18 protein-coding genes are annotated in these 17,848 nt (G+C 61.4%); 7 read left to right on the forward strand and 11 right to left on the reverse strand.

Annotated elements, in window-relative coordinates:
* On the forward strand, positions 1-765 hold the full coding sequence (hpaI, locus tag RHE_RS11755) for a 4-hydroxy-2-oxoheptanedioate aldolase (RefSeq protein WP_011425560.1): 765 nt from the start codon (positions 1-3) through the stop codon (positions 763-765).
* Between the two features lie 12 nt (positions 766-777).
* A complete protein-coding gene (locus RHE_RS11760) occupies positions 778-1,497 on the forward strand; it encodes a transporter substrate-binding domain-containing protein (RefSeq protein WP_011425561.1) in 720 nt (239 codons plus the stop codon).
* A 96-nt stretch (positions 1,498-1,593) separates the two neighbouring features.
* Here RHE_RS11760 and RHE_RS11765 read toward each other — a convergent pair whose 3' ends face one another.
* Positions 1,594-2,784 (reverse strand): hypothetical protein, encoded by a 1,191-nt coding sequence (locus RHE_RS11765; RefSeq protein ID WP_011425562.1) that lies wholly within the window; start codon positions 2,782-2,784, stop codon positions 1,594-1,596.
* Between the two features lie 164 nt (positions 2,785-2,948).
* Between RHE_RS11765 and RHE_RS11770 the strand changes: the two genes are divergently transcribed.
* The 5 genes from RHE_RS11770 (at position 2,949) to RHE_RS11790 (ending at position 6,848) form a co-directional block, all read left to right on the forward strand.
* The gene (locus RHE_RS11770; protein WP_042118542.1) at positions 2,949-3,179 is read left to right on the forward strand and encodes a hypothetical protein; all 231 of its coding nucleotides are present in this window, start codon (positions 2,949-2,951) and stop codon (positions 3,177-3,179) included.
* Between the two features lie 166 nt (positions 3,180-3,345).
* Positions 3,346-3,681, forward strand: a complete 336-nt coding sequence (gene grxD / locus RHE_RS11775) for a Grx4 family monothiol glutaredoxin (protein WP_011425564.1) — start codon at positions 3,346-3,348, stop codon at positions 3,679-3,681.
* A 137-nt stretch (positions 3,682-3,818) separates the two neighbouring features.
* Positions 3,819-5,024 (forward strand): multidrug effflux MFS transporter, encoded by a 1,206-nt coding sequence (locus tag RHE_RS11780; RefSeq protein ID WP_011425565.1) that lies wholly within the window; start codon positions 3,819-3,821, stop codon positions 5,022-5,024.
* 35 nt (positions 5,025-5,059) lie between these two features.
* A complete protein-coding gene (locus tag RHE_RS11785; RefSeq protein ID WP_011425566.1) occupies positions 5,060-6,340 on the forward strand; it encodes a multidrug effflux MFS transporter in 1,281 nt (426 codons plus the stop codon).
* A gap of 34 nt (positions 6,341-6,374) precedes the next feature.
* On the forward strand, positions 6,375-6,848 hold the full coding sequence (locus RHE_RS11790; RefSeq protein WP_011425567.1) for a GNAT family N-acetyltransferase: 474 nt from the start codon (positions 6,375-6,377) through the stop codon (positions 6,846-6,848).
* Positions 6,849-7,246: 398 nt separating this feature from the next.
* Here the strand turns inward: RHE_RS11790 and RHE_RS11795 are convergent, their stop codons facing one another.
* The 10 genes from RHE_RS11795 to RHE_RS11840 all read right to left on the reverse strand — a co-directional run bounded on the left by RHE_RS11795 (position 7,247) and on the right by RHE_RS11840 (position 17,681).
* Positions 7,247-8,071 carry an inositol monophosphatase family protein gene (locus tag RHE_RS11795; RefSeq protein WP_011425568.1) on the reverse strand — a complete coding sequence of 275 codons (825 nt, stop codon included), beginning with the start codon at positions 8,069-8,071 and terminating at the stop codon, positions 7,247-7,249.
* A gap of 33 nt (positions 8,072-8,104) precedes the next feature.
* A complete protein-coding gene (locus tag RHE_RS11800) occupies positions 8,105-8,932 on the reverse strand; it encodes an inositol monophosphatase family protein (RefSeq protein ID WP_011425569.1) in 828 nt (275 codons plus the stop codon).
* A gap of 44 nt (positions 8,933-8,976) precedes the next feature.
* Positions 8,977-9,849, reverse strand: a complete 873-nt coding sequence (ttcA, locus tag RHE_RS11805) for a tRNA 2-thiocytidine(32) synthetase TtcA (RefSeq protein WP_011425570.1) — start codon at positions 9,847-9,849, stop codon at positions 8,977-8,979.
* A gap of 58 nt (positions 9,850-9,907) precedes the next feature.
* The gene (locus RHE_RS11810; protein ID WP_011425571.1) at positions 9,908-10,837 is read right to left on the reverse strand and encodes a glutaminase; all 930 of its coding nucleotides are present in this window, start codon (positions 10,835-10,837) and stop codon (positions 9,908-9,910) included.
* Between the two features lie 72 nt (positions 10,838-10,909).
* On the reverse strand, positions 10,910-11,527 hold the full coding sequence (rpsD, locus tag RHE_RS11815) for a 30S ribosomal protein S4 (RefSeq protein WP_011425572.1): 618 nt from the start codon (positions 11,525-11,527) through the stop codon (positions 10,910-10,912).
* Between the two features lie 225 nt (positions 11,528-11,752).
* Positions 11,753-13,264, reverse strand: coding sequence for an ATP-binding protein (locus RHE_RS11820; RefSeq protein ID WP_042118546.1), 1,512 nt, complete (start codon positions 13,262-13,264; stop codon positions 11,753-11,755).
* A 128-nt stretch (positions 13,265-13,392) separates the two neighbouring features.
* Positions 13,393-14,193: a glutamate racemase gene (gene murI, locus RHE_RS11825; RefSeq protein ID WP_011425574.1), complete on the reverse strand. Its 801-nt coding sequence runs from the start codon at positions 14,191-14,193 to the stop codon at positions 13,393-13,395.
* Positions 14,174-15,004, reverse strand: coding sequence for an RNA methyltransferase (locus tag RHE_RS11830; RefSeq protein ID WP_011425575.1), 831 nt, complete (start codon positions 15,002-15,004; stop codon positions 14,174-14,176). The genes murI and RHE_RS11830 overlap by 20 nt, the downstream gene beginning before the upstream one ends.
* A gap of 4 nt (positions 15,005-15,008) precedes the next feature.
* Positions 15,009-17,048, reverse strand: a complete 2,040-nt coding sequence (locus RHE_RS11835; protein WP_011425576.1) for an FUSC family protein — start codon at positions 17,046-17,048, stop codon at positions 15,009-15,011.
* Between the two features lie 90 nt (positions 17,049-17,138).
* Positions 17,139-17,681 (reverse strand): hypothetical protein, encoded by a 543-nt coding sequence (locus tag RHE_RS11840; protein WP_011425577.1) that lies wholly within the window; start codon positions 17,679-17,681, stop codon positions 17,139-17,141.
* Positions 17,682-17,848: the final 167 nt, after the last annotated feature.

The raw sequence follows: 17,848 nt of genomic DNA on the forward strand, positions 1-17,848 counted from the left end.
ATGGAACTTCCCGTCAATCACTTCAAACGGAAACTCAGAGCCGGTAAAAGCCAGATCGGTCTCTGGTGCGGCCTTCCCGGAAGCTACGCGGCAGAAATCGTCGCGCCGGCGGGCTTCGACTGGGTGCTGTTCGATACCGAGCACTCTCCAAGCGACGTCCTCACCGTCCTACCGCAGTTGCAGGCGGTCGCGCCTTACGACGTTTCTCCGGTCGTACGCCCGGCAAGCAACGATCCCGTGCTGATCAAACGCTTTTTGGATATTGGCGTCCAGACGCTCCTCGTTCCCTATGTGCAGAACGAAGAGGAAGCGAAGGCAGCGGTCGCCGCCATACGGTATCCGCCGCACGGGGTTCGCGGGGTCTCCGCCTTGACGCGCGCCACCCGCTTCGGGCGGGTACCGAACTACGCGCGGATTGCCGAACAGGAGATCTGCCTGCTTCTGCAGATCGAGACCAGAGAGGCGCTCGGTCGGCTAGAGGCCATCGCAACGGTCGAAGGCGTCGACGGCGTCTTCATCGGCCCCGCCGATCTGGCAGCTAGCTTCGGTCATCCCGGTCAACCGGGGCATCCCGAGGTGGTCGCGGCGATCGAAGACGCGATCGGGCGCCTGAAAATTCTTGGAAAGCCGGCAGGCATCCTCACGCCGGACGAGACGTTTGCAGCCCGCTGTATTTCGCTCGGGACGTCGTTCACCGCCGTTGGCGTAGACATCGCCCTCCTCGCGAGAGGATCCGAGGCGCTCGCAGCCCGATTTGCAACTTAGAAGTTCGCGCCGATGTCTACCCGAGAGAAAGTTCTGTCCGAGATAGCGCCGGCGGGCGTAATCCGGGCCGCCGTCAACATGTCGAATGCGGCGTTGGTCCGTTGGGATGATCAGGCCGGCGCCCTGGTCGGTCCAAGCGCTCAGATCGGTCACAAAATTGGCGAGCAACTGGATCGCGGCCTGTTGCTGATCCAATACGGCTCAGCCGCGGACATCCTCGCCGCTTCGGATCGTGGCGAGTGGGACATTGCTTTTATTGCCTCGGACCCCTCAAGAGCCGACCGGTTTTCCTTTTCACCTCCCTACATCTCCGTCAGAGCGACCTATTTGGTGCCGGAGGGTTCAGCGTTTCGAACGGTCGGAGACGTCGATGCTGAAGGAGTGCGGATAGCCTCCGCAAGAAGCGCCGCCTATACGAAACAGCTCGAGCGTATTCTTGAAAAAGCCACTGTCTCGCATACTGACAGCCCGGCAGCTGCAATCGATCTTCTTGTCGGGTCGCGGTGCGACGCGGCTGCAGGATTGACCGAGTTCCTCGTTCAGAGGTCGAAGCGAACTTCCGGCTTCCGGCTGGTGGAGGGAGCGTTCTCTGAAATTCCCCAGACGATCGCCGTGCACCGAAGATCCATTCATGCCTCAGCCTTCTTTGCGGATTTCGTACGCCGTCTGAACGCAAGTGCTGGAGGATACCATGACGTGGCCGGCCACGGTGCCGCACTCACCCCATTTTGAGCGGCGTAACGTAATATCCTCGGCTCTTGGGCGCATGCTGGCCTTGGCGGGATCAGAACGGCATCGTAACCAGTCAACACCGCAGGAGCCCAGCCTTCAAGCCGGCAGCTTGTTCTGCTCCTGAGAGGCAAAGACCGAGGCCGGCATCGGTCCTGACGTCATCAGCGTGAAGTCAAAGGGCGCCTTGAGATCGGGGCCGAGCACATATTGCCGATGGACCCGCAGCTGGTCCTTGCGGATCTTCCGGTAATGTTCGCTCGTCAGCATCTGCTTGACGCGGATAAGAAGAATCTTTGCCGGAGGCGCATCTGCATGGCCGGAGACGGCAACAACAGGCACCTTGTAGAAATTGATCGAATCCGTCAGGCATTGCACGTCGAGCCAGAAGATCTCCGGACAGCGGGCGATCAGGCCGACGCGGGCGCGAAGCAGGCTTGCCGACGATAGAAGCGCGCATTGCAGAATGGCGCTGCCGAGCGTGGCAAACACCACGCGCTTGCCCCTGAAAATCTCCGGCTCCCTTTCAAGCAATACGCCGATGACATGGGCGGCGACACTCGATCCCATGCTGTGCGAAGAGATCACATACTCATCGGCTTCTTCAGTGAATGCCTGGCGCACGGCAGTCGCCCGCTCTTCCAGCCAGTCATTGAACTCGGCCCGGTCCATGCGGCCGAGCGCCACCGCCATTTCCCAATCGGCAAAGAGATGCAGGGTGTGGAAGCGCTCGGAAAACGGCAGGAAGACGAATGCGAAGAAGCACAGCGCCAGCGGTCCGCTCCAAAGCATGTGCCATAGCGAAAAGCCAAGGCTATAGGGCATGAGGGCGATCTGTACCGTTAGCGCGATCGCCAGTGCCGTCAGCAGGAACGGGAAGAGGAAGAACAGACCGAAGCGCCAGGCGTGGCGGAAATATCCCCGCACGCCACCTTCCAGCATGATCTGAGCGCAGCTTCGAAAGCCTGCGATTATCTGGCTCAGTGTGTTGCCGCCGCGCAGCCTGCGCACGAACCCATCGTGGTCGACCAGGTGGATCCGGCTCTTCGTCTGCCATCCGGAGGGACCGGGCTCTGCCCCGGGCGTCGCCTCGCCGGCTGCCTGTGCCGCTGTCGTCACCATAAAGCTGATCGGGTCGCTCCCCGCTTCCGGCACACCGATTTCGACAGAATAGTTCCAGACGGCGGCACTTTGCCTTGCCGAGCGCTCATAGCGCGCCCTGTGGGCAAGACCGTCAAGCGGCTCGAAGCCCGGAAAATGCAGGACGACCCGCTTCTCGATCAGTTTCATTCCGTTTTTCCGGCCGGGCAATCAGCCGGCTTGTTGCTGCGATCCGGCTGCTGGTCGCTTATATTGGCGAAAACGCAAGTTAGATGTCTGGGCCGCCTTGCTAACGGAACTCTTCCGGAATTCAATAGCGGCCATGTCGTTTCCACCGTCAACGGAGGGATTTTGTGGCCGATCTCGTAAAAGAATTGATATCCGGCGTCGTCGACAGCGTGCTGAAGGAAATCCTGAAGAAAACGACCCGCCGCACGAGGACGAAGCGCAGTAGGCGCAAAACACGTGCCGCCGCAACGACCGCAGCTGCACGGAAAACAACCTCCGCCAAGCGCAAACCCGCCCGCAAGCAGATCAGCAAGCGCCGCACCGCCGCCGGTCGCAGCCGTCATCGTCGCAGCTGAAGCATAGCCTCTTGCCCTTTACCGCGAGGGCAACAATCTCGAAGCGGTCTGACCAGATTGGTCTTTTTTTGGTTTGGGCGGCTGGAATTCCTGCCGTCGCATGCTATCTAAAGGCAACGATTGAAACGGCGGGCCTTTAACTCGCCTGTTGAAAGGATCAGATCCCATGAGCGGCATTCACGAATTCATCGACAACGAAATCAAGAGCAACGACGTCGTCCTCTTCATGAAGGGCACCCCGCAGTTTCCGCAGTGCGGGTTCTCCGGCCAGGTCGTGCAGATTCTGGATTACATCGGCGTCGACTACAAGGGCATCAATGTGCTCGCCGATTCGGAAATCCGCCAGGGCATCAAGGACTATTCCAATTGGCCGACGATCCCGCAGCTTTACATCAAGGGCGAGTTCATCGGCGGTTGCGACATCGTCCGGGAAATGTTCCAGGCCGGTGAACTGCAGCAGCATCTCCAGGAAAACGGCGTCACCGTTCGCGGCGCCGCCTGACCGGTCACCGGACGTCCGCCCGGTTTCCACATCTGTTTCTCGAGTCCGAGGCGCTGCGGTGAGCAGCGCCTTGGCCCGTTTATGGGAATTTCATTGTGACAGATTCATCACAAGCCGTGTCCGCGGGCCGCCTGCCCATGGGCAAGCGTGAGTTCATCGCGCTTGCCGCCTTTCTGATGGCCATCAACTCGCTTGCCATCGACATCATGCTCCCGGCGCTGCAGCAGATCGGCGCGAGCCTCGGCGTCGAAAGCGAAAATCACCGGCAGTTCGTCGTCTCCTCTTATCTGCTCGGTTTCGGCTGCGCCCAGCTTTTCTACGGTCCGCTCTCCGACCGCTTCGGCCGCCGCACGCCGCTGTTGATCGGCCTCGTCGTCTATATCACCTCCGCCATCGGAATCGTTTTCGTTCCCTCCTTCGCCGGGCTGCTGGTGCTGCGCTTCATCCAGGGCGTCGGCTCGGCCGCCACCCGCGTCATCACCATCTCCATCGTCCGCGACATCTATGGCGGCCGGCAGATGGCGGAGGTCATGTCGCTCATCATGATGGTCTTCATGATCGTGCCCGTGATTGCGCCCGGCACCGGCCAGATCGTCATGTTCTTCGGCAACTGGCACCTGATCTTCCTCTTCATCGCCACAATGGCAACGGCAATCGGCGTCTGGGCTTATGTCCGCCTACCGGAAACGCTGCATCCGCAGAATATCCGCCCCTTCACCGCCCGCTCGATCTTCGGCGCCTTCAAGCTGGTGCTGACCAACCGCGTGGCGCTCTGCTACACGATCGCCAGCACCTTCATCTTCGGCGCGCTGTTCGGCTTCATCAATTCCGCCCAGCAGATTTATGTCGGCATCTACGGCCTCGGCGTCTATTTCCCCTTCGCCTTTGCCGGCGTGGCGATCTTCATGTCGCTGTCGTCCTTCTTCAATTCCCGCTTCGTCGGTAAGCTCGGCATGCGCCGTCTGTCACACGGTTCTCTCCTCGGCTTTATCGCCATCAACACCATCTGGCTGATCGTCCAGACGGCAAGCTCCGAGCCGATGCCGTTTGCGCTGTTTATCTCCTTCTTCGGCTTGGCGATGTTCCAGTTCGGCTGGATCGGCTCGAACTTCAACTCGCTTGCCATGGAGCCGCTCGGACATGTCGCCGGCACTGCCTCCTCCGTTCTCGGCTTCATGAGCACGGTCGGCGGCGCCCTTATCGGCGCCGGCATCGGGCAGGCTTTCGACGGCACTGCGCTGCCGATGGTCGCCGGTTATTTCATCGTCTCGATCATCGGTCTCATCTTCGTGCTGATCGCCGAGAAGGGCCGCCTCTTCCATCAGCATAATCCGGCCATTTGAACGGCCGGTCGCTTCCGCATCCAGGATTTCACCGCATGACGCCGCCGCATAAGCCGCACCAGGAAAACCAGGGCTCCCGCCGTATCGGCATGGGTTTCGGCGAATTCGTCGTCACCATCGCCATCATGACCGCCAGCATTGCCATGGCAATCGACAGCATGCTGCCGGCATTACCCAATATTGGCCATTCCCTCGGCGTCACCAACACCAACGACGCGCAGCTTATCATAGGCGTGTTCTTCCTCGGCTTCGGAGTCTCGCAGATATTCTTCGGCAGCCTTTCCGACACCTTCGGCCGCCGCAACATCCTGCTTGGCGGCCTTGCCTGCTATGTGGTCGCGATGTTTGCCGCTGCCGCAACGGGCAGCTTCGAAATGCTGCTCCTCATGCGCTTCGTTCAGGGGGTGGGCGGCGCGGCCGTGCGCATCACCACCATGGCCATCGTCCGCGACTGCTTCGGCGGCCGCGAAATGGCCCGCGTCATGTCCTATGTCATGATCGTTTTCATGATCGTGCCCATCGTTGCCCCTTCGGTCGGCCAGCTTATCGTCCTCTATGCCAACTGGCACTGGATCTTCATCCTGCTCGGCGCCGTCGCCACCATTCTGTTCGTCTGGGCTCTTCTGCGGCTGAAGGAATCGCTGCCTCCGGCAGAACGCCTGCCGCTGTCGGTCGGCTCCGTCGCCGACGGCTTCAAGACCGTGCTCACCAACCGCATCACCTGCGGCTACATGATCGGTCTGACCATGTTCACCGGCGTCATCAGCGCCTATGTGATTTCCGTGCAGCAGGTTTTCGGTGAAGTCTATGGCCTTGGCGACCGGCTGCCGATCGCCTTTGCGGCGACCGCCGGCGGCATTGCCGTCGCCAATTTCGCCAACGGCTTCTTCGTCCGCAAATTCGGCATGCGCCGCATCTCGCACGCGGCGCTGCTGATCTTCACGGCGCTGTCAGCTGTCGGCTTCGTAATCGCCTTGGCGGGCAAGCCGGACTTCGCCACCGCCTACAGCATCTTCACTATCGTTCTGATGATGTTTGCGGTGATCGCCACCAATTTCACCGCCATCAGCCTCGAACCAATGGGCAATCTCGCAGGTACGGCGACCGCCATTACCGGCTTTGTCTCGACAACCTTCGGCGCCATCTTAGGCGGTCTGGTCGGCCAGATGTTCAACGGCACGGTGCAGCCGCTTTTCGGCGGCTTCGCGCTCTTCGGCCTGCTGACGATCGCCGCCACGCTCTGGGCTGAGAACGGCAAGCTCTTCACCCATCCCGGCGACAGCCCGCAAGTCGATCCGGGCGCCGCCCATTTCTGAGGCAGGTGAACCGGATTAATTCAAGGAGGTCTTGGTGGACGAGCGAATTCTGATCAGGCCTTATGCGCCGGGTGACGTGGACGCCACGATCGAGATTTTTCTACGCTCCATCCGAGAAGTCTCGTCAAAAGACTATTCCTCCGCCGAGATCGAAGCTTGGGCAAAGGTGGAGGATCGCGGCCTGTGGGCGGAACGAAGGATGAGCAGGCCGGCATGGATAGCAGAGATCGCCGGAAACCCCGCGGGTTTTTCGGATCTCACCAGCGACGGGTGCCTCGACATGATGTTCGTCCACCCTGACTTTCAAGGGCTCGGTGTAGCAACCCGCCTACTGGGCAGGGTCGATGAAGAGGCTCTCAGGCTGGGGTTCCGCCGAATATATACGGAAGCCAGCAGAACTGCTCGTCGGTTCTTTGAACGCAAAGGATTTCGCGTGGTAACCCTGCAAATCGTCGAGAAGCGCGGACAGGGCCTGGAAAACTTCCTGATGGAAAAGTTCTACACCTAAATTGTCATTTACGACCGGCTTTGCGACGGCCGGTCGCATAGGTTTAGAGCTTTTCCGGGTTAGCTTGAAGCATTCTGCCGGAGCAGGTTTTCGTCAGGGCAGAGGCGATTGGCGATGGGCATACCTCCAGGTACGTCCGAGCCGATCGCCTCTGATCCTGGCGGAAACATGCCCGGCCCACCGGCCGCACCGCTTCGCCACGGCGAAGCGACAAGTGCGTCCGGCGATTCCAAAGTCTTGCAGATTTGCCAGGCAAATCTGCGGGAGGGTTGGCTGAAACGGGCCGGCTGATCGACCGGCCGACTTGGCCGTAGAGCTGGGCTACGACGCGCGCCGGCCGGTCGACCATCCGACTCCGTTTGAACCAACAGAATGCTTCAATCTAACCCGGAAAAGCTCTAGATGGTAACGACCTCACGCCGCAGCGTGTCCCACGATGCCTTGTCGGGCGCAATCAGCAGTCCGCCGTCGAGATGCTGCGGCAGGTAGGGCGAGCCATCGAAGCGGGCCGCATAGGCGCCGGCCTCCTGCGAGATCAGCGTGCCGGCAAGATGATCCCAAGGCATCAGCTTGTTGTACATCAGGTAATGAACGTGCCCGCCGGCAAGAGTGCGGTATTCGTGAGCGGCGCAGCGGTAGTTGGTAAGGAACCGCACCTTGGCGAGATTGCCCAGGACCTCGGCGCGCTTCTCCACCGGTAAATAGCCGGTCGAAGCCATGCCGACCATCTGATCAAGCGCAACAGGTTCGGCGGCCTGCAGTCGCTGCACCTCGCCATCCGGCCTGCGAAGCCAGGCGCCACCGCCCTTCTCCGCCATCACCCAGTCGTCGCCCATCGGATCGTAGATGATGCCGGCAATGGTTTCGCCGCCTGAAATGACAGAGGCCATGACGCCGAAGGCCGGAATGCCGGCGGCGAAGTTAAACGTTCCGTCGACCGGATCGACCACGATCGCGAGATCGGCACCGGCAAGCCTGCCAAGCAGCGTCGGGTCGGCCGCCACCGACTCTTCCCCGAGGAACAGCGCGTCCGGCCAGAGCTGTTGCGCTTCCGCCTTGATCATCCGCTCGGCCTGCTCGTCGGCCTCGGTGACAAGATCGGTCGCCTCGCTCTTGGCGCGCACTTCATCGCGGCCGAGCCGGCGGAAGCGCGGCAGGATCTCGGCCTTTGCCGCGCGGCGCAGGAGATCGGCGAGAACGGTCACGTCAACGCTTGTTGTCATATCAAATCCTCTCACTTCGGCCGAGGCCTCATATCAAATGCCGACGATCTCGCGCCGGATCAGCTGCCAGCTTTCCCTATCAGGCGCAGAAATGATGCCGCCGGTCGTCTCGCCCGGACGGTAGGGTGTGCCATCGAATTTCGCCGTGTGGCCGCCCGCCTCCTGGTGCGCGAGCACGCCGGCCAGGTGATCCCAGGGCATCAGCTTCGCATGACCAATGAAATGCATCTTGCCGGATGCGACCATCCAATATTCATAGGCCGAGCAGTTGAAAGCGAAGGTCATTCGCGCCTTTGCCATGTTGGCGCAGATGCGCGAGCGATCGGGCTCTTCCATATGGCCCCATGACATGCCGCCGACCATCTGGTTCAAGGCGGCAGGCTCAGCCACGCTCAGCCTGCTCGATTGTCCATCCCGGCGCAACAGAAAGGCGCCCGCCCCCTTGATCGCCGTCACCGTGTCGCCGAGAGCGGGATCGTGAATGATGCCGGCGACGGTCTCGCCCCTGACGGTAACCGCAAGCATCGTTCCGAAGACGGGAAGTCCGGCGGCGAAATTGAACGTGCCGTCGACAGGATCGATGACAAAGGCAAGCTCGGCATCGGCAAGCGCCGGCACCACCGATTTATCGGCGTCATAGGCTTCCTCGCCGACGACGAGTGCCGAGGGAAAGCGCTCTTTCAGGGCCGCGGTGATCCGGTGTTCGGCAAGCAGATCCGCCTGCGTCACCAAATCGGTTGCCGAGGTTTTTTCCGAAACATCCGTATCGCCGAGGTTGCGGAAACGCGGCATGATTTCCGCACGCGCCGCGTCCTTTACACATTCGCCGAGAAAGAGAATATCCTGATCTGAAATAGTCATGCGAATTGCTGTCCTTCAAAGAGCCAGCCTGCTTAGCCGGCCTTTCATGAAGGATCGGTGACACCAAGGCTGGAAAAGTCGAAGAGTTTCGGATCGAGCAGATGCGACGGGTTCACATGCGAAAGCGCCCGCAGCATCGTGTCCTTGCGTCCAGGCATGCGCCGTTCGATATCGGCGAGCATGTCCTTCATCGCATTGCGCTGCAGCCCGTCTTGGGAGCCGCAGAGATCGCAGGGAATGATCGGAAACTGCATGGCGGCGGCGAACCTGGCAAGGTCGTCCTCGGCGGCATAGGCGAGCGGCCGCAGCACCATCAGGTCGCCCTCGTCGTTCAGAAGCTTTGCCGGCATAGAGGCAAGCCGCCCGCCGTGAAAGAAATTCATGAAGAAGGTTTCGAGAATGTCCTCACGGTGATGGCCGAGCACCAAGGCGTCGCAGCCCTCCTCCCGGGCGATGCGATAGAGATTGCCGCGCCGCAGCCGCGAACAGAGCGAGCAATAGGTGGCGCCTTCGGGCACTTTTTCTTTCACGATCGAATAGGTGTCGCGATATTCGATCCGATGCCGGACGCCGATCTTCGTCAGATAATCCGGCAACACATGCTTTGGAAAGTTCGGCTGCCCCTGGTCGAGATTGCAGGCAATGAGCTCCACCGACAGCAGGCCGCGCCATTTAAGATCGAGCAGCAGCGCCAACAGACCGTAGGAATCCTTGCCGCCGGAAAGGCCGACCAGCCAGCGTTTCTGCCCCTTCAGCATGTCGAAGTCATCGAAAGCCTGGCGTACCTGCCTGAGCAGGCGCTTGCGCAGCTTGTTGAAGGAGACCGAACGTGGCGCATCGGCAAAGAGTGCCGGACCGGCACCGTCGTCGATGTCGCCAGTTTCCGGATCATCAGCGATGTTGGCTGCGATATTCATTGCTCCGTCCTATCGAAGATCTGCCTGCCTTAGCAGAAAGTCATACGGCAACACAGCCTCAATCGCCGAAAACCGACCAGCCGGTGCGGGCCGCAAGCATCTCAAGCGCCACGGCGCCAAGCTGCGAATTGCCGACCTTGTTCAGCCCCGGCGACCAGACCGCGATCGAGGCAATGCCGGGCGCTACTGCAAAAATGCCGCCGCCGACGCCGCTCTTGCCGGGCAGACCGACATGATAGGCAAAGTCGCCCGAGCCGTCATAATGGCCGCAGGTCAGCATCAGCGCATTGATACGCCGCGCCCGCTTCGGCGAGACCACGGAATGACCGGTCATCGGATTGCTGCCCCGCGCCGCCAGGAACAACCCAGCCCTGGCCAACTGCTCGCAGCTCATCGCGAGCGCGCATTGATGGAAATAGACGCCGAGCACGTGATCGACGGGATGGTCGAGATTGCGATAGGCGCGCATGAAATTGGCAAGTGCGACGTTGCGGTATCCCGTCTGCGTTTCGGAACGCGCCACTTTGTCGTCAATGGTGATCGACTCGTCGTCGGCGAGATACCGCACGAAACGCAGCAGCTCGCCGATCGCCTCGCGCGGCGCATGGCCCGCCATGACGACGTCGGTGACGGCGATCGCGCCGGCATTGATGAAGGGATTGCGAGGAATGCCGCTCTCGTGTTCGAGCTGGACGATCGAATTGAAGGCCGATCCCGATGGCTCGCGCCCGACCCGCTTCCACAGTCCCTCGCCGACCTTGCCGAGCGCCAAGGTCAGCATGAAGACCTTGGATATGCTCTGGATCGAAAAGGCGATATCGGCATCGCCGACCCGAAAGACCTGGCCGTCGACGGTGACGATCGCCATGCCGAACTGCCGCGGATCGATCTTGGCGAGCTCGGGTATATAGTCGGCGACCTTGCCCTCGCCGATGCGCGGCAGGATATCGGTGTAGATGCTGTCGAGGGTCGCCTGCAAATCCGCCATCGCTTCTCTCCGAATAACAAAAAAGCCGCCCGAAAGAGCGGCTTTTCCATAAGCGAAAACGCCTGGTGCTTCTTAACGCGAATAGAATTCGACGACCAGATGCGGTTCCATGACAACTGGGAACGGAACATCGCTGAGCGTCGGGACGCGGCCGAAGGTAGCAACCATCTTGTTGTGATCGACTTCGATATAGTCGGGGACGTCACGCTCGGCGAGGCTGACGGCTTCCAGAACGGTCACCAGCTGCTTCGACTTCTCGCGAACTTCGATGACGTCGCCAGCCTTGCAGCGATAGGAACCGATGTTGACGCGCACGCCGTTAACGGTGACGTGGCCATGGTTGACGAACTGACGGGCAGCAAAGACCGTCGGAACGAACTTGGCGCGATAGACGATCGCGTCGAGGCGCGATTCCAGCAGACCGATCAGGTTTTCCGAGGTGTCGCCCTTGCGGCGGGCAGCTTCTGCGAAGATGGCGCGGAACTGCTTCTCGCGCAGGTCACCGTAGTAACCCTTGAGCTTCTGCTTGGCGCGCAGCTGCACACCGAAGTCCGAAAGCTTGCCCTTGCGGCGCTGGCCGTGCTGGCCCGGGCCGTATTCGCGGCGGTTCACCGGGGACTTCGGACGACCCCAGATGTTTTCGCCCATACGGCGGTCAATTTTGTACTTGGACGATTCGCGCTTGCTCATCGTATTTCCTTTCAAAAGTTTATGGCGGCCTGTTGCCAAACCGCGCGAAGGAAACACGCCCTCCTCTGACCTCTGCCGAGACCTGACAGGATGTTTCGGTTACGCGAACAGAAACGATCCACGGGACATGTCAAATGAAACACCGGACATTGCTGCCCGGTGCTTGGCGCGGTCTTTAGAGGCCCGTCATGAAAATGTCAACTGCGCCAAAGCCCGAAAGCGCTACTATTCCGCAGCCAAGGGCTGATCGCCGGTATCGGGCGCGTTGGCGTCGCCCGGCGCGGTCTGGCAATTCATGTCGGGGAAAGCCACGATGCGCTTGCCCGAGAAATCCGTATGCACAACGACGATCCCCTGCTCCTCGAAATAACCGAGCAGACGGCGGGCGCGCCGCGCCGAGTGGGTTCCGTAGGCGCGGGCGATGCGGGCGTCCGAAGGGCACGGTTCGCCGCAGACGGCGGCCTTGGCGAGCATCAGGAAAACACCCTGCAGGTCGTCGGTGACACTTGATGACAACGATAGCGCCGTCGCCCACTCGTCGCTCGCGGCTGTCGCGGCATCGACGCCGGAGCGGGAGATCGCCACGCGCCGGCGGAAATCCGGCAGCGAAATCGGCGGTCCCGGGACGCGGCGCATGCGCAGCCGCACGAGAAAATCCTGGTAGAGCACCGAATCGGTGCGGAAGGCGGAGGCGGGATCGTCGAGTATTTCGGCAAACACGCCGGCAAGGCGCTCTTCCCGTTCCTCGGCCGAAATCTCCACTTGGCTCGCCCGCGCCTCGACAGGTGCAGGCGACGCCGCCGGCGTCGAGCGTGAGAGCTCCGCCAGGATATCGGTCGTCGGCCGCGGCGCCGGCGGCGTGCGGCGCACCAGCGGGCGCTGGAACTCCTCGGGATCGGGGGTGAAGATCAGATCTTCGACATCCTGGGGCGCATCCGGCAGCGGCATCAGTTTCGGGCTGGAGGAGCGCGCCGACGTTTCCACTGCGCCGATCTGGATCGGCAGCGGCCGGCGCGACAGCGCGGGACCGAGAGCGACGAAATTGCCGCGCTTCAGATCGCGGAACATCTCCGCTTGGCGCCGGTCCATGCCGAGCAGATCGGCGGCGCGCGCCATGTCGATATCGAGGAAGGTGCGGCCCATCAGGAAGTTCGAGGCTTCGGCCGCGACGTTCTTGGCAAGTTTGGCAAGCCGCTGCGTCGCGATCACCCCGGCAAGACCGCGCTTGCGGCCGCGGCACATCAGGTTCGTCATCGCGCCCAACGACATCTTGCGCGCATCTTCCGAAACGTCACCGCCGACGGAGGGGGCAAACATCTGCGCCTCATCGACGACGACAAGGACGGGATACCAATATTCGCGATCGGCATCGAACATGCCGTTGAGGAAGGCGGCGGCAGCGCGCATCTGCTGCTCGATATCGAGACCTTCGAGCGTCAGCACGCAGGACACGCGATGCTGGCGAATGCGGTTGGCAATGCCTGCCAGCTCCGCCTCGGTCCGCTCGCCGTCGACGACGATGTGACCGAACCTGTCGGAAAGCGTGACGAAATCACCCTCGGGATCGATGATGACCTGTTGCACCCATTGTGCAGACTGCTCGAGCAAGCGGCGCAGGAGATGCGACTTGCCCGACCCGGAATTGCCCTGCACGAGCAGGCGCGTCGCCAGCAGCTCCTCGATATCGAGCGTCGCCGGAGCGCCGGACGCCAATCCCATATCGATGCCAACCTGCAATGCTGATCCTCGCGGCGAAGAGACTCACATGAATGAAGTGCCATTCTTCCGAAACGGCAAAGCCCCGTCTATCAAAGAATGCGCAGTTTTTCAGGACCGGATTTCGCCAACCCACAGGACAATTCCGCTTACGCTCTCAAGCCGAATCCCTGCATCAATCGTCGCGTGGCAAAATCGGGATTGCCTGATGTGAAGACTGCAAAGTCGAAATTGTCCGGATGCACCGCATCGGCAACCAGCGGCACCAGCGTGCGGGCGCGCCGCGCGATTGCCTCGGCCGGATCGAGCCAGTCGACCGGCCAGGGCGCAAGACGGCGGAAGAGATTGGCCATGAACGGATAGTGCGTGCAGGCAAGCACCACGATATCGGTCTTGTAACCCTCTTTCTCGACGAAGCACTGGTCGATCTCGGCAAGCACGGCCTCGTCGGAGACGGCGTCGCCGCGAATATAGGCTTCGGCCATGCGCGCAAGGTTTTCCGACCCGACAAGCCGCACGTGGCATTGCTGCGCGAAGGACTGGATGAGATCGCGCGTATAGGCTCGCTTCACGGTACCCGGCGTCGCCAGCACCGAGACCAGGCCCGAACGCGTGCGCTCCGCCGCCGGCTTGATCGCCGGCACGGTGCCGACGAAGGTCATTTGGGGAAAGGCCGCGCGCAGGTCGGCGCCGACAAGCGTGAAGGCGGTATTGCAGGCGATGATGCAGACTTCGGGATGGTAATCCTGAAGCAGCTTGCCGAAGAGCCCGATGATGCGCTCCTTCAGCGCCTGCTCTTCCCAACCACCATAAGGGAATCCGGCATCGTCGGCGACATAGACGAAGCCGCGCTCCGGCATCAGCACGCGCGCCTCGCGCAGCACGGTCAGCCCGCCTATGCCTGAATCGAAGACGAGGACGGGTTTCAGCTCATTGGTCGGCGCTGTCATCGGTTGGCGCTTCCTTGCCGGATCTGGTGAAACCGCCTTTGCGCGGACTGTTACGCGAAAAGCGATCGAGGGAGGAGATGACGCCGCGCAGCACGCTGATTTCCTGTTCCGTGAAGGCCCGGCGGGAGAGAACAGCGCGAAGGTTGTCCACCATTTTCGGCTTTTTCGAGGGCGGATGGAAATAGTTGCGTGAATCGAGCGCTTCTTCCAGCTGGTCGAACAGGCCGAAGAGCTGCTCCTTGGTGGAAGGCCGCTGCTCGAGCGCCTGGAACGGCACCGCTTCCAGATCCTCCATGCCGGACTTCATCCATTCATAGGACATCAGAAGCACGGCCTGAGCAATATTCAGCGAGGCGAAGGCGGGATTGACCGGAAAGGTCACGATCTCGTCCGCCAGCGCCACTTCCTCATTGGTCAGCCCCCAACGCTCGCGGCCGAAGAGAATGCCCGTTGCCTCGCCCGCCCGGAACCTTGTGCGCAGCGTTTGCGCGGCAAAGACCGGGGAGCGCACCGGTTTATAGTTGTCGCGGCTGCGCGCCGTCGTGGCGTAAACGAAATTGAGATCGGCAATTGCCTGCTCCAACGTGTCATAGACTTTGGTGCCCTCGATCACGTGGTCCGCCTTGGAGGCCGTCGCCTGCGCTTTCTCGTTCGGCCAACCGTCGCGCGGATTGACGAGACGCAGTTCGGCCAGGCCGAAATTCGCCATGGCGCGCGCCACCATACCGATATTCTCGCCCATCTGCGGCTCGACCAGAATGATGGCCGGCCCTTCGGCCAGAAGTTGACGCTCGCTGTTCGTGCCTGCCATGGTCTTATCCCTGTTTCGAGCGCGCAATAGCCTCGCCCGACGCAAACGGCAAGGTGTCGGCCTGCGGATAGAGCCTTTCCAGCGCCGAACCGACCATCTCGAGCCCCACCCGGGCGCCCTCTCGCGACACTGGCAAATGCCGCCCTGCGGTTCGCGACGCCTTGCGCTTGATAAAGAAACAAGCAGAACCGCGTGACGCCGCATCATCGACCAGCGCCAGATCCGCCGTGATCAACCTCCTCTGATCATCGTCGGCAGGCGGTGCTTCATAGCTCCTCGCCAGGACGCGTGCCCAATAGGTGCAGGAAAGAAAGATCGCCAATGTCTGGCGGATCTGACCGGGCCGCGTCACAACCGACCAGGAGGAGCCAAGCGGGCGGGCCGCCACCGTCACGTCGCGGTAGCAGGCATCGATCTTCTGCGACAATGCGATCAATTCGAAACCGCTCTTGCCCTCGCCGATTGCGCCCAGCAGCTCGCGCAGCGCCTGGAACCAACGGGCGAGCGCAGCATCGAGCGCGCCGCGCGTGCGCGCCGGGAAAACGACGAAAGCAACTGCCGTTCCGGCCGCCGCGCCAATCACGGTCTCCCCGATGCGCAGTTTGAGCAGATCAAGCGTCAATACGCCGGTCATGCCGTAGACCAGACAGAGCACGATCGAAATGAAGAAGGTCATCGTCGCGTACGAAACCTGCAGGAAGTAGAAAGCGAGAAAGATGCATATGGCCATAACCGGGATAGCGATATCAGGCTCGCCCGAAATCAAGGTCGCCAGGACGAGGCCCATGGCGATGCCGAACACCGTGCCGAGCGAACGCGATAAAGCTTTCATGGCTGTGTCGCCGCGCGAATTGGTGTTGGTAAAGACAAGGAAAGAGGCAAGCACCGCCCAAAACCAGCGCTCGCGCGACAAGAGCAGACCGAAGCCCATGGCGATCGCCGAGGCGAGCGTGATCTGCAGCGCTGAACGCAGCAGCGGATTGGCCAGCGAAAAATCGATCGCCTGCGCTTGCGCTGTGTCCTTGGCCGCATCAACGCCGGAGAAACCGCATGCGCCTCCCCTGTTGATCGCCTCGGTCAGTTGCCGCCGCGCTTCGCCCAGCCAGAGCAGCGCCCGTACGGTTTCGCCCTGCGGCTGATCCTTGCTGGCCTCGATCATTCCCTCATATCTCTTGAGTTCTGCCGCATCGGCCCCGATCACCGCGTGAACGAGTGCAAAGGGCGGCGGGCTCTGGAAGCTCAGCACGATAGCGCTTTCGGCGGCAAGATGCGCATCGAAGAGCCGGATCGCCAGCTCCGCAGCGGGATTGGAAGCGCCGTCGAAGACGCCCGCTGATGGGCGCGGGATGAAGGTCTCGGCCATCAACACCACTTCCTTCAGCCGGTCTTCCAGCTGGCGCAGTTCCTGCCGGTCGGCCTCGCCGATGTCGCCACTGGCGGCAAGGGCAGCGAGCTTGAAGAGGATCTGATTGATCCGCCCGCTGACACTTTCGAGCGAGCGCAGCAGATCGCGCCGCCAGTCATCAGGTAGAAGCACCGCCCTTACCATATGGCCGACAAGCACGGAAACGACCGGCCCGATCGCCACCTCAGGCAGTTCGGCAAGCGGCGGCTGGAAATAGGCCCCCATGAAATAGGAGGTGAAGGCGAACATGCCGATTGCAAAGCCGCGCGGCCCGAACACCCGGCCTGCCGATGCGAGCAAGATGATGACGAGAAAAACGAGATCGGAGAGAACGCGCTGATCCTCGAGCCCTGCGGCAATGGCGACGACAACAAGGCTTACGGCACAGCCGAACAGCCGCGTCACCAGCTGGCGCGCATTACCCTTGTCGCGCACCGCCACCCCACCTTCGATCGACAGTACGATGCCGAGGCCGAAGGCCGCCGTCGGCAGCGGCAAGATGAAAGCCTCTATGGCAAGCAGGATCAGGAATACGAGGAGGATGGTCAGCGTCACCCGCGAGGCCATGCGCAGGCGCGAAAGCGCCGGATCATTGGCAAGCAGCCAGTCGCGGAACTGAAAGCGGGAAAACAAATGCATGAGCCCTCATGCCATGAAGCATCGATAGATACCGCCGCGGGAGCGGAAATCAAACCGCTGACGCGCCCCATGCGATCGGATGTCGCCCGCTTACTGGCCCTTGGCGATCAGCGTCATGGTTTCCTTGAGCGAGGTCGGCCGCTGCCCCTCTTCACCCTGAACCATGATGTCATCGATGACGGATTTGCCGTTCTCCTCAATCACCTCGAAGCGCACAGTCGTGACGTCATCTTTGTAGGGGGCGCCTTCCATGCAGGTCGCCGCCTTGAATTTCACGGTCACCTCTGTCGTGCCGTTTGCCGGCTGGCCGCTTTCGATGGAAAGGTCCTGCAGCGGACAGGCATCCTGGCCGTTGACGATCACGTCATAGTCGAAGGGCGAAATGCCATCCTCGTCGGCCGCCGGGTTCCGGGCGGCTACTTTGTATTTGTCGCCGAAGTCCTTGCTGTAGAGCCGGCCGAGTACGCTTTCCTCGAAAATATCGATCCAGTCGCTGACGTCGCTCGCCCAGTTCGCCTGCGTGTCCTTCATGATTTCCTTGACCGGCTCGGTCGCATCGGCTGCAAGCAAAAGCCCAGGTGCGACAGGCACGGCGGCAATAAGGCCGGCGAACAGAACGGCGATCTTCTTCATGGCAAAATGTCCGGGACTCGGGCGGGCTTATGCCGCGGAGGTTAGCCATTTTCCGCCACTTGGCAATGGCGGCAAAAACGTGATGTCCCTGCCCGTTGCAGCTTTGCGTTCCCGGCTCACAATGCTATAGCGCTCCGGATTACATCACCCAGCCGGGACAATATCCC

This window comes from Rhizobium etli CFN 42, from assembly GCF_000092045.1.
In the GTDB taxonomy this organism is placed as follows: Bacteria; Pseudomonadota; Alphaproteobacteria; order Rhizobiales; family Rhizobiaceae; genus Rhizobium; species Rhizobium etli.